The 12880-nt window shown below is 31.1% G+C and carries 12 protein-coding genes; 5 read left to right on the plus strand and 7 right to left on the minus strand.

All coding sequences use genetic code 11. The annotated features are described in order from the left end of the window. Window positions 1-28: 28 nt before the first annotated feature. From GM921_RS01325 to GM921_RS01355, 7 genes are all read right to left on the minus strand, one after another. Window positions 29-898 (minus strand): ABC transporter permease, encoded by an 870-nt coding sequence (locus GM921_RS01325; protein ID WP_202985617.1) that lies wholly within the window; start codon window positions 896-898, stop codon window positions 29-31. 39 nt (window positions 899-937) lie between these two features. Further along, entirely contained in the window at window positions 938-1663 is a 726-nt protein-coding gene (locus GM921_RS01330) for an FkbM family methyltransferase (RefSeq protein WP_182920813.1), read from the minus strand. A 1-nt stretch (window position 1664) separates the two neighbouring features. Beyond that, window positions 1665-2783, minus strand: a complete 1119-nt coding sequence (locus GM921_RS01335) for a glycosyltransferase family 4 protein (protein WP_182920814.1) — start codon at window positions 2781-2783, stop codon at window positions 1665-1667. Beyond that, window positions 2773-4563: an asparagine synthase (glutamine-hydrolyzing) gene (gene asnB, locus GM921_RS01340; protein ID WP_182920815.1), complete on the minus strand. Its 1791-nt coding sequence runs from the start codon at window positions 4561-4563 to the stop codon at window positions 2773-2775. Before asnB ends, GM921_RS01335 begins: the two co-directional genes overlap by 11 nt. A gap of 156 nt (window positions 4564-4719) precedes the next feature. Then, window positions 4720-5226 carry a UpxY family transcription antiterminator gene (locus tag GM921_RS01345; RefSeq protein WP_182920816.1) on the minus strand — a complete coding sequence of 169 codons (507 nt, stop codon included), beginning with the start codon at window positions 5224-5226 and terminating at the stop codon, window positions 4720-4722. A gap of 21 nt (window positions 5227-5247) precedes the next feature. After that, window positions 5248-7644 carry a GumC family protein gene (locus GM921_RS01350; RefSeq protein ID WP_182920817.1) on the minus strand — a complete coding sequence of 799 codons (2397 nt, stop codon included), beginning with the start codon at window positions 7642-7644 and terminating at the stop codon, window positions 5248-5250. Then, window positions 7644-8441, minus strand: a complete 798-nt coding sequence (locus GM921_RS01355; protein WP_182920818.1) for a polysaccharide biosynthesis/export family protein — start codon at window positions 8439-8441, stop codon at window positions 7644-7646. The genes GM921_RS01350 and GM921_RS01355 overlap by 1 nt, the downstream gene beginning before the upstream one ends. 572 nt (window positions 8442-9013) lie before the next feature. On the opposite strand from GM921_RS01355, the gene GM921_RS01360 reads away from it, so the two are divergent. From GM921_RS01360 to GM921_RS01380, 5 genes are all read left to right on the plus strand, one after another. Beyond that, window positions 9014-9349, plus strand: a complete 336-nt coding sequence (locus GM921_RS01360) for a hypothetical protein (RefSeq protein ID WP_182920819.1) — start codon at window positions 9014-9016, stop codon at window positions 9347-9349. A gap of 104 nt (window positions 9350-9453) precedes the next feature. Then, the gene (locus GM921_RS01365; protein WP_182920820.1) at window positions 9454-10200 is read left to right on the plus strand and encodes a glycosyltransferase family 2 protein; all 747 of its coding nucleotides are present in this window, start codon (window positions 9454-9456) and stop codon (window positions 10198-10200) included. A gap of 50 nt (window positions 10201-10250) precedes the next feature. Then, window positions 10251-11393 carry an MraY family glycosyltransferase gene (locus tag GM921_RS01370; RefSeq protein WP_182920821.1) on the plus strand — a complete coding sequence of 381 codons (1143 nt, stop codon included), beginning with the start codon at window positions 10251-10253 and terminating at the stop codon, window positions 11391-11393. Between the two features lie 64 nt (window positions 11394-11457). Next, window positions 11458-12453 (plus strand): type I glyceraldehyde-3-phosphate dehydrogenase, encoded by a 996-nt coding sequence (gene gap, locus GM921_RS01375; protein WP_182920822.1) that lies wholly within the window; start codon window positions 11458-11460, stop codon window positions 12451-12453. Continuing rightward, a complete protein-coding gene (locus GM921_RS01380) occupies window positions 12446-12877 on the plus strand; it encodes a GNAT family N-acetyltransferase (protein WP_182920823.1) in 432 nt (143 codons plus the stop codon). The genes gap and GM921_RS01380 overlap by 8 nt, the downstream gene beginning before the upstream one ends. Window positions 12878-12880 lie beyond the last annotated feature (3 nt).

The following is a 12880-nucleotide window of genomic DNA, read 5'->3' on the forward strand; positions in this document are numbered from 1 at the left end:
TTGAACTAAGATTGAAAGTTAAAGGCCTTTAAACCGTATCAATAAATGTTTTTTCTACTTTATTAAATACAATAATCCCTATAATTAAAAGAACTGCTGTTACTGAAGTGGCATAGCCTAAACTCGTCCAACTAAAACTCCCTTCGCCTAAAAAGCCATACCTAAAAGTTTCAATTATTGGAGTCATCGGATTAAATTCAATTACCCAACTATATTTCGGATATTTTTCGATGGCAGATGATAAAGGATAGATTACAGTAGTGGCATACATTAATAATTGTACTCCAAAACCCACTAAAAAAGCTAAATCCCGGTACTTAGTAGTCATGGCAGAAATAATCATACCTGCACCTAATCCTAAAAGTGCCATTAAAACAATGATAAATGGGAACAATATAATTGCCCAACTTATGCTAAATTGAGCGCCATTAACATAATAATAAAGTATCATGAGGATAAACAAAATCATTTGCACTCCAAAACGAACTAAATTGCTTGCCACAATACTAAGAGGCATAATTAATCGCGGAAAATAAACTTTACCAAAAATTGCCGCATTGTCTTTAAACACAGTCGATGTTTTAGTTAAACAATCAGCAAAATAATTCCAAGCAGTAATTCCTGCCATGTAAAAGAGTGGCTTTGGCAATCCATCTGTAGATATGCCAGCAAGATTACCAAAAATAAAAGTGAAAATTATAGTGGTAAATAAGGGCTGTATAAAAAACCAAAGCGGACCAAGGATAGTTTGTTTATAAAAAGAAACAAAATCTCTTCTTACTAATAAGCCTAATAAATCTCTGTATGCCCAAACTTCTTTTAGCTTAAGCTCAAAAAGTTTACTTGATGGAAGAATTTCCCAATTTTTTAATGATTTGTTTATTTCGTGATTGACCAATGTACTGCCATTAATACTAAGTTGCTAAATTTTAACTATTTATTTAAAGTCGCTTAACCTGAAAAACACAGTGTTTCCAGTTTTAGCATAAAAATTATAATCTCTTTCAATTAAAAATAAATAAGGTTGCGTTTTTAAAACCTCTATGATATCGGTATCATTAATTTCTAATAAAATTACTTTAGGCTTAAATTTCCAATCATTAGAGTTTAACACTTGCATTTCAGCCCCTTCTACATCGATAGACATAAAGTCTATTTCCTGGTCAGGTTTCAAATAAGTATTTAAAACATCTCCAAGACGCATTGATTTAATTTTTTTTGTTTCAAGAAACGTACACCATTCTACTTTTTTATATTCTTCCATTACTTCATCAGAAATTGTATTCATAGAGGGTTGATTAAACATATGGAAATTTACGTTACCATTTTTTTCGGAAATCAATAAGCTTAAGTTAATATCTCTAGGACGTTCTTTATCAAATAGCTCTTTCGCATTTGGATTGGGCTCGATATTAATGCCGTTCCATCCCATATTATAAAATAGTTTTGTGTTTGAAGCATAACTTGGATGATGAGCACCAATATCAACAAAAAAACCCGAAATTTTATTTGGGAACAATCGTGTAAGCATAATATCTTCCCCTTCCGCAGAAAAAGAACGAGCACTAAAAGCTAGCTTTTTGTGTTCTTCATGAGTATAATACAAATGATCTACTAGTTTTTTTGGTAAAAATTTCAATAAACTTTTAAATATTGACTTCATTTTATTGTTGGATTAATTTCCTAATGCTTTCGCGATATTTTTCATAGCTAAATGCCTTTAAAACACTTTTTTGTAAAGCAATTTTTTCTTCGTGATCTAAAGGAGATTTCAAAAGTTCATTTAATGTTTTTTCAATTTCATTCGAATCATCAGGGTTAACTAATTTACCTAATTCTCCATTTTTTAAGGCATCCACACTACCATCTTTATTGCCAGCTACAACGCATAAACCGCTTGCCATTGCTTCAATAAATACAATCCCAAAACCTTCTTTTTTACTTGGCATTACAAAAATATCCGACAACAAAAAATGATCGGTAATCTCGGCTTCATCTATAAAACCGATTAATTTAATGTGATCTGCTATTTGATGTTTGATGATTAACTTCTCCAGTCTTAACTTTTCTTCTTCGTCAGATTTGCCAGCTATTAAATACACAACTTCAGGATATTTTTTAATTAACTGGGGTAAAATGGAAATAGTATTATCGTAACCCTTATATTTTTCTGAAGATACGACTCTAGAAAGCGACATTAATATCTTTTGATTTGGGTTAAGTCCATATCTTTTTAACAATGGCTCGGGTTTGCTGAAATTTTCGGGAAAGAAATAAAATGGATCAATACAATTATTAAGTATTTCTATCTTCTCTGCCTTAATTCCATGTATGCTTTTTATCTTTTCTGCTGTAAAATGGCTAACGGCAATAATTTTATCTAATCTGTTAAGTGCTTTCAGCTTAGGTTCGGGTAGTTTTCTCCAAATTTCTATCCCATGGGCGATTAAGTAAACCTTAGTCTTTGGGCTAAATCGTTTAATTAGATAACCCACAGATAATAAGTTAATATGACTTAAAATAATAACATCAGATCTTATGCCTTTTAATAAAGATTTAATCACAAAATACTTTCTATGTTCATTAAATCCTTGATACTGTTGCTTTTTTAAATACCTCGAATCGCGTTCAAAATATTTATCGTACATAGAATAAACAGTGGGTTCAAGCGTATTTTCTTCTCCCAAATCATATAAAGCACGACAAATAGAACGGCATACTTTTTCAATTCCACCAGTAAATCCGAAAACTTTTAAGGTTAAAAATAGAACTTTAGGAGGCATGAAATACTTTGTAAAGTGCAAAAGCTGAGGACCAATGCAGGTTATTGTTGTTAAAAGAAGTGATTAACTTTTTAGCTTTTTTATTTTGATAAAGATCAGGAGATGAAATGTCTTTGTTTTTTTTAATCCACTCTTGAAAAGGAAAAGTAAAACCCATTTTAGACCGATTCCAGATTTGCTCTGGAAGTTCTTTTTTATAAGCCTCTATCAATAATCGTTTTTTCTGATAAACCCCAAACTTTATCGAAGGATGTATCGAGGTTACTAGATTTACAAAATTTACATCCAAAAATGGAACCCTTACCTCCACACCATGGCTCATACTCATAAAATCGGTGTCCTTTAATAATTGGTTTTGCATATACATATTCATCTCAAACCAACTCGCTCTTTCTTCATCGTTTAAATAACGAATGCTATCATTTAAGGGAATGTTTTGCAAGCAATTAATAACTGTTTGTACATCTATTTCTAATAGTTTGGCTATAATATCGGGCGTGTATAAACCTCTTAAACATAAATATTCGCCAACTGGCGATTGAAAACTCAAATAATAGAGTCTATTTAATTTAGTGTTTTTCAGAAATCGAGCAGATTTAATTAATTCCTTGCTCAATTTTCCTAAATTTTGAATTTTTCTAATTCTATCAAATGATGGATATCCACCAAATAATTCATCAGCACCTAAACCAGAAAGCACCGACTTCAACCCATTTTCTTTTGCACATTTACAAACAAACCAAGTATTAATGCCATCATTAGTAGGTTGATCCATATTTTTTAAAATGGTATCAAAATTATAAACGAAATCGCGATACGTAATCATATGCTCACGATGACTTGCCTCAACTCTTTCAGAAATAATTCGGCGATAAGAGCTTTCAGAAAAATCTATTTCATCAAAATTAGCAGATATAGAAGTTAAATTTCCTTTAGCATATGTATCCGCCAGTACAGTAATGATACTAGAATCGAGCCCACCACTAAATAAAACACCAATAGTTGAATCAGAAATTAATTGAAGTTTAATCGCCTTATTTAGTTCTTCCTTAATTCTAATTATTGCTTCATCTTCATCTATTATTTGAATAGCAGAGCTAAATTGAAAATAGGGTTGAATTTTAAATGAACCATCATTTAATTGATATTTTAAAAAACTGCCTTTCGGAAGACTATATACATTTTTTAAAGTAGTAAAAGGTTCGGGAATATGCCCAAAGGCTAAATAATATATTTTCCAATTTTCATTTGGCTGCTGAGTAATACCCGAATATTCAAATGCTTTTACTTCAGAAGCAAATGTAAAATGATCAATACTATTACTATAATACAATGGTTTTACACCACTTTGATCTCTTACTAAATAAAAGCAATTCTTTATTTTATCGTGTAAACAGAAAGCAAAAATCCCATTTAATTTTTCGAAAGCATTTTCTCCCCAAAATTGATAAGCCTTAATAATTACTTCTGTATCTGTGTCGGTTTTAAATTGAAAACCATTTTGAATAAGTTGATCTCTTAGAATTTTGAAATTATAAATTTCTCCATTGTGGGTAATTGCAATTTGTTCATCGTCATTAAACATGGGTTGATGACCCGCAGAACTCAAGTCTAAAATAGAGAGTCTTCTATTGCCTAAACCTACCTTTTTCTGTTCATCAATAATTACCCCAAAATCATCAGGACCACCATGAATCATACTATCGCACATTAAGGTAATTTGGTGTTTTAATTGTGTTGAAGAAAAATTTGGAGCAATTATGCCGGCAATTCTACACATGTATTAACTATTCGTTAAACTATTAAAGTGGTAATTGAAATGATGAATGGGATTTGTATTTTTTAGCAAAATAATTGATGAAATGGGGTGTAAATCAGGCGCAGCTTCGCCCTCTCAATCACATTAATTTTTTGTAACTGCTTAGTATTTTGGTATTTAAACTATAGGCTCAATAAAAGCCATAGAAGTATTAATTTGTATAGAATAACCTAATTCTTGTAATCGTAAAACGATATTTTTTTTGCTTTTTAAAGATACTAATTCTGCAATTATTCCCTTAAATGGGCCTGCCTTAATTAAAACTTTTTCTCCTGGAGAAATATCATATTCAATTACTTCAAGATCTGTTTCGTTAGCTAATAATAACTTCAAATCTTCTAGCTGCTTATCAGGAATAGAAGCAATTTTTCCAGAAAAATAAATAAAACGACTCATGCCAGATGTCATTAATACTTCTGCATATTCTTTGGCCGAGATATAAACAAAAAGATAGGATTTTAATAAAGGTTCCTCAACAATTTTCTTCCGATCACTCCATTGTTTTAAGACCTTTTTTAAGGGCAAATAAGATATGATATTTTTTTTTGCTAATGCTATCTGTGTGGTTTTTTCAGCCCTAGAACGTGTGTAGACAGGGTACCATTTGTAACTACTGTCTATCATATTTGGTATCCTTCGTATACATTATTTCTTCTTCCAAAATTCCCACCATTTTTTCGGATCCTCTTCATAATACCCAGATCCAGCGTAGCCAGAATAATCAGAATAATAATATGTGCTGTTACCACCACCCCTAGCGTAGTCGGTTGTGTAATAATTAGAATGAAGAGCATCATCACCAAAAGCATTTAAAACGATAGCTAAATTACTTAAGCCGTATTCGCGAGATAGCCTTTCGGGTATTGCTGCGGCTCTAAATTGTGATTTACCTGAGCGAATTACAAATAGGTTTACATCAGATTGTCTAATTAATGGGATAGCGTCTGAAACCAAACCAACTGGAGCAGTATCTACCAATACATAATCATATTGAGGAGCTAATATTTCTAACAATTTCTTCATAGATTCTGTATGCAATAACTCCGAAGGATTTGGCGGAACAGGACCAGAAGGTATAAAATCTATATTATGGACATCATCATGAATAATAACTTCTTCTAACGTTTTTTGTCCAGTTAAATAAGAACTTAAGCCATTTTTATTATCGCTACCAAAAACCTTATGTAGTTTCGATTTCCTTAAATCGGCAGCAATTAGAATTACTTTTTTATCAATTAAAGCCAATGTGCCAGCCAAATTAACCGTTACAAAAGATTTTCCTTCTCCAGAAACCTCAGAAGTTATACAAATAGTTTTACTTTTCTTGTTACTTGCTAAAAAGCTAAGGTTTGTACGAACGGAACGCACTGATTCTGCAAAAACAGATTTTGGTTTCGAGATGGAAAGTGCTTGTCTACTATCTTTATCAATATACTCTGGGAATTTTCGAATAACCCCAATAATAGGTGTGTTGGTTAAAGCTTCAACCGTTTCTTTATCATAGATATAAGGATTTAAGAAGCGTACCAACAAAATAAGACCAAAACCACAGGCTAATCCTATCATCGCTGCGAAAGAATATATTTTATTTTTTAAAGGAGAAATTGGAACATTTGATGGAAATGCTTTATTTACAATTGCAGCTCCAGCAACAATTGCAGCGGCATTTAGCTCAGATTCTAATTTTTTCTCTGATAAATAAGTTAAAACTTTATTATTTACATCAAAATTAGATTGAAATTGCACAAAATCTTTTTCCTTACCTGGTATTTGGCTAATACTTTGATTAACTAAAGCAATTTGATTATCAAAATAACGCATCAATTTAAGATTGCGCTCTTTTAAAGATTTAATGTTGTTTTTAATTGCAGCCTTAACGTCTGAAATCTGTTTATCAACCTCTTGAATTGGTTCTGAGTTTGGTCTAAATTGAGTTAACTTTAGTTCTCTAGAACTAATTAATGTATTAAGTTGACCAACTAAACCACTTAATAAACCACTTATGTTGCCTTCTAAATCAAAATTAATTTTGATTTTATCTCTATTATTATTGATTTGATTTTCTAACTCATTAATGCCAATCAATTCTATATTTACTTCAGATTTTTGAGTTTCAAGTGCGCTTAATTTGCTTGCATTTAGTTGACTACTAGCGCTTAAATCAACCATTTTGTTTTTTATTTTATAGTTGGCTAAGTTAGACCCCGCTGTATCTGCTTTTTTGCTTAAAAAACCTAACTGACTTTCAATAAACTCAATAGTTTGCTCTGCTGATCTCCGCTTTTCAATGATGTCATAAGCCACATATTCCTTCATGATAGAATTCAAAATATCAGCAGCAAAAACAGGATTAGAGTCTGTTTGTATAAGCTGCATAATATTAGTGAAATTGCCCATTTCACTAATGGTAATATTGCCTGCTCTACCTATGAAATCTTCTTTTGAGTTAAATTTAAAACTATATGATCCTGCTGGGATTTGACTTTTAATCCTGAATATCATATTGCCCATTTTTAGCGTGTCGCTATAATGATATTCCTTTTTAGGTCCGTTATTTTCAGAAATTAAAGTATATGTTGTAGGGTTTACGGCTTCTACTTGATATAAAAACCGACTAAAATCAACCGAATCTTGTTTAATAATTTCTATTTCAAATGGTTTTCTCGGATATAATTCCGTAGTTCTAATCGTACCTTTTATATAGTAAGATATTTTATAATCCAAATTGGAAATTGCATTTAAAATAACATCATTACTCTGAATAACAACTCCCTCTGACTGTATCTTGTCGGTATAATTGTAAGCTTGCGAGGGATCACCTCCCATTGTATTAAGTGTTGGTCTGTTTTCTTGTAATTTTAAAGAAGCGCTCGTCTGATACATTGGGGGCGTATACAGGATATTAATTCTAGCTATTATCAATGAAATAATTACACAGCCCGCAATCCAATACCAACGACTAAAAAAAACCTTGAAAATCTTATAAAAGTCTATATCCTGCCTAACAGATTTATTATGTGGTAAAATTTCTGGATTGCTCATTAACGTGTAAATGTAAATATTAGTACGGCTAAATTAATTACAACAAGCAAAGGTTGTATAATATTATTAAAGCTCTGCAGTTTTTCGCCAAGAACACTGCTTTTAGTAGGTTGAAGTACAATTATATCGTTGTTTTGTAAAATCAATTTTTTGCTAGCTAAGCTATTGATGTCATTTAAATTAACATAAATAATTTCTGGATTGCTTCTATCGCCACGTATAATTTTTAGCGTTTTAGGATCGGCAGTTTTTGTAATACCCCCAGCTTCACCTAAAATATCTATTAAAGTTGTGTTATCTCTTTCTAATAAAAAATTGCCCTGTTTCATGAATTCACCCAATAAAGTAACCTTAACATTTACAATTGACACCTCAATAATAGGGTCAACTAATTGTTTTTCTTCATAAATTGCTTGTAATTTGGCAGTAACCTCTTTTCGGGTCAAGCCAGCAACTGCGATTTTTCCAATTGCTGGGAGATTCACTTTGCCGTCATTATCAACAGGGTAAGCTGTAACATTTGTTGCAGATCCACTAGAAGAAGCTGCGGTCGAACTTGTAGATCCAAACTCTTTATTTTGCACATTTCTAACAGCCAAAATATCATTTACTTTGATTTTATAGTACAAATCACCCAGCCCTTGATCATTTACTACATAAACTTGCTTAATTGTATCAGTAACTATATCTGTTGAAGCGTTAAAAAGAGTTTTTTCTTTGCGAGCTGAGCAAGCTGATAACAATAAAAGGATTGTGAAAATTAAGAGTGAGTTTTTAATATAAATGGTTTTCTGCATAGTATGATATTCCTTTGTAGAATTATAATCGTCTACATATATTGTAAAACTATTAAATACATGTTAAAGATGCTGAAAAAATATGGTAATAAAAAAGCGCATTTTTAACTTTAACTAAATAAAATTTCTCAAATTATTTCGGCTTAAAATTTGCTTTTAGAGATCAAACTTAATTTGTCAATACCTACCCTCTTAGGATTTATATAGTATTTTTATTCCTGTTTCTAGTCGCTTCTCAGCATTGAATGAACTCTCTTGAACTTTAATTATTTAGGGCATAAGTTTTGGATGTTTTTTCTTTATAGAAGAACTCATTTAACTTTTAGTTAAATTGGATTTTGAATGCCATATTTTGCGGGTATAATTGAGTAAAATCGAGTATTTAATTTCCCATTTATACTCACTTAAATAGAGGTGTGATGCTTGTTTATAGACTATAATTTATATGATTTTTTAAAATTATAATTTAACATCTATTAAATTATAGGTATAAAGTCTATTTTTATCAATTTTTGTCTTAATTAATGAAATGGTGCAATTATTGAGTTCGTAAGTACTAGCGAAATCCTTTTATGTTAAAATATTTCTTTATACTATTTCTAATTTTTGTAATCACGGATAATAGCAATGCTGCTATTGGTTGTGTAGTTGGATCTACAAACTATACTACGCTTAAGAGTGGCACTACATATAGAAAGTCTGGAACAAAAGTAACTTTAGGTGCGGGTTGTACATGGTATTATACTACACCATCTACTTGTTCTGTTGATATGGGTATAGGCACCGGATTAAAAGCATACGATACGCCACAAAGTTGTCCAATTGATGATTATGTTGGATTAATTATAATAGTTTTTGCTGGATTAGGCTACTTTTTTATAAAAAACAAAAACTTTTTATCGTGTTAAACCAATTTCTCTTTCCTTAATTAATTTTCCTTTTTAGAAATTCCATAATAAATTCAAAAGGATTTAACCTAACTTTCATAACGCTAACGCATAAATATTTTCTAATGAAAATAAGTTTAATCACAGTCGTATATAATGGAGAGAAATACATAGAAGATTGTGTTAAATCGATTATTTGTCAGGCATATAGCGATATCGAATATATAGTAATTGATGGAGGATCAACCGATTCGACTTTAACCATATTAGAAAAATATAAATCAAATATTGACTGTTTTGTTTCTGAAAAAGATAAGGGAATGTATGATGCGCTAAATAAGGGGATTAATTTAGCCACTGGAGATATTATCGGAATACTTAATGCCGATGATATGTTGGCTTCAAAAGATGTGATTTCAAATATCGTTACATGCTTTAAAATAAATAACTCAGATGCAGTATATGGAAATTTGAATTATGTTCATCCAGAAAATGCAAATCAAATTATAAGAAAATGGATTTCTAAACCATTTACAAAAAAAGATATTAAATTAGGTTGGATGCCCGCACACCCGACTTTATATCTAAAAAGAGAATTATTTAACCGTTTAGATAATTATTCTCTCAACTTTGGTTCAGCTGCAGATTATGAATTAATGTTGAGATACCTATATCGTTATCAAATTAAAGCAGTATTTCTTAATCAATTAGTTGTGAATATGAGAACTGGCGGAATGAGCAATGCTTCTTTTAAACAACGATACCATGCTTTAGTTAACGATTATAAAGCGATAAAGGCAAATAATATTTCATTTCCAATAGTAACTTTATTGGTAAAAAAATTAAGTAAGCTTAAACAATATTTACATTAAATTAATAAAATTAACTTTCAATAAATATTTAATAAGTATTTTTGAAATACATGACAAATCAATTTATTGTGGATTTTTTGCAAGGAAATTTAATATACTATATCTCAATTGTTGGTTTATCATTTCTATTATCAATAGCTGGCATTCCCTCCATTATTTTTACAGCCATAAAATATCGTTTATTTGATAATGCTGATGGATATAGAAAAGCACATCGCATTCATATTTCTAGGTTAGGTGGAGTTGCTATTTTTTGCAGTTTTACCATAACTATATTGCTGTTTGCTACGACTGTAAATTATCAACAAGCTAATTTTTTAATCACCTCGTGCATTATCTTGTTTGGTTTAGGCTTAAAAGACGATTTGTATGGGGTAAATCCTAGCACTAAATTTTTATTGCAGTTAATAGTAGCCATAATTTTAGTCGTGTTAGGAGGGTTTAAACTAACCAGTTTATATGGTGTTTTTTATACATGGGAGGTCAACTCAGTATGGGGAAGTTTGTTTTCTATTACCGTAATTATTTTTGTAAACAATGCATTTAATTTAATCGATGGTATAGATGGTTTAGCGGGAACTTTAGGAGTAATTGCCACATTAAGTTTTGGAATATTTTTCGCAATAGCTAATGCATTACCTTATGCTTTTATTGCTTTTGCAATGTTCGGTGCTATTGCTGGGTTTTTAACTTTTAATTATTCGCCTGCTAAAATTTTTATGGGTGATACAGGTGCGTTAATCATAGGATTGGTCTGTGTGGTTTTAGCAATTAAATTTATTGAACTTAACAAGGTTGGCTCTCTACCGAAACCTTATTTTTACTCAGCCCCATCTATTGCAGTTGCAGTTTTATTAGTCCCAGTTTTTGATTCATTAAGGATATTTTTTATCCGTATACTTCATAAAAAATCTCCATTTAAAGGAGATCGTAATCATGTCCATCATCGTTTACAGCGTTTAGGTTTTAACTCCAATCAAATTGTAATGATTTTAGGTTTTTTTAATGTAGCCATGATTTTCTTAGCTGTTGTACTACAAGATGTCGGAAATTTCACTTTAATCACGCTATTAATATCAATTTGTATAGTAATGAATGTAGTAATAACCTTTGCAATTGGTAAAAAGATCAACAAAAATTATAAATTAATTGATGTTATTTTTAAGGATACCTTTAATCCTTCTACTGATTAAAATTTAAATCAAAAAACGACAAAAAATAACATTTCCTTTAAAAGAATATAGGTAATTTTGCTGCATGAAGTTAGCAATAAATGGTTTTGGTCGAATTGGCCGAACTTTTTTACGTACCGCAATAGAACGTCAACTTAATGTAGTAGCAATTAATGATCTTTCCTCAGCTGCAACTTTAGCGCATCTTTTTAAATACGATTCTGTTCACGGAGTTTACAAAGGCGAAGTTACTTATGAGGATGACTTGTTAATTATTGATGGTAAAAAGATTAAGATTTATGCAATTTTAAATCCTAGTCAATTGCCATGGGCAGCATTAGAAATAGATTTAGTGATTGAATCTACAGGTAAATTTACTAATCGAGCTAATGCATCCTTACATCTCCAAGCAGGAGCAAAACAAGTGTTAATTTCTGCACCAGCAAGCGATGCAACAATTCCAATGGTAGTAATTGGAGTAAATGACCATGAAGTTAATCTTAAATCAGAGATATTATCCAACGCCTCATGTACTACAAATAATGTAGCACCAATGGTGAAAATTTTGGATGATAACTGGGGCATAGAAGACGGATATATTACTACTATTCACTCTATGACAGGCGATCAAAACCTACATGATGCGCCACATAATGATTTACGTAGAGCGAGAGCAGCATCTTCTTCAATAATTCCAACAAGTACGGGAGCAGCAAAAGCAATTACCCATATTTTTCCTCACTTAGATGGAAAGCTTGGAGGAGCAGGAATTCGTGTGCCAGTTTTAAACGGTTCGTTAACGGATTTCACGTGTATCCTTAAAAAGAAAACAACAATAGAAGATATTAATGCTGCCTTTAAAAAAGCTGCAGAAGGTAAATTAAAATCAATTATTGAATATACAGAAGACCCAATTGTTTCAGTTGATATTATAAATAATACGCATTCTTGTATATTTGATGCGCAACTTACCTCTATCGTTGGCGATTTGGTAAAAGTGGTAGGTTGGTACGATAACGAATCGGGATACTCGAATAGACTTGTGGATTTAGTTGAAAAAATAGCAATTGTAAATGGTTAAGTTTATTCCATTTGAACTCACTTTGGGACTTAGAAGTAAAATTCTAAGAAATGGTTTACCTCCAGAACAGTGCATATTTCCTACAGACCAAGTAGAAGGGGCGTTTCATTTAGCTTTTTATGTTGATGAAGAAATAGCTTGTATTGCATCTTTTTTTCCTAATAACTATAAGGATAAAAAAGAGTTAGGTTATCAATTAAGAGGAATGGCAAGTGATACTATATTTGCAGGAAAAGGATACGGTTCGCAGTTAATAAAATTTGCAATTGAATATATCAAAAATACAAACGCACAATATATATGGTGCAATGCTAGGAGTTCGGCCACCAAATTCTATAAAAAACTAGGCTTCAACCTTGTTTCTGATGAAGTTGAAATAACAGGAGTTGGACCACATTATGAAATGATTTTAAACTTATACTAATAT

The organism is Pedobacter planticolens (genome assembly GCF_014172375.1).
Lineage (GTDB): Bacteria > Bacteroidota > Bacteroidia > Sphingobacteriales > Sphingobacteriaceae > Pedobacter > Pedobacter planticolens.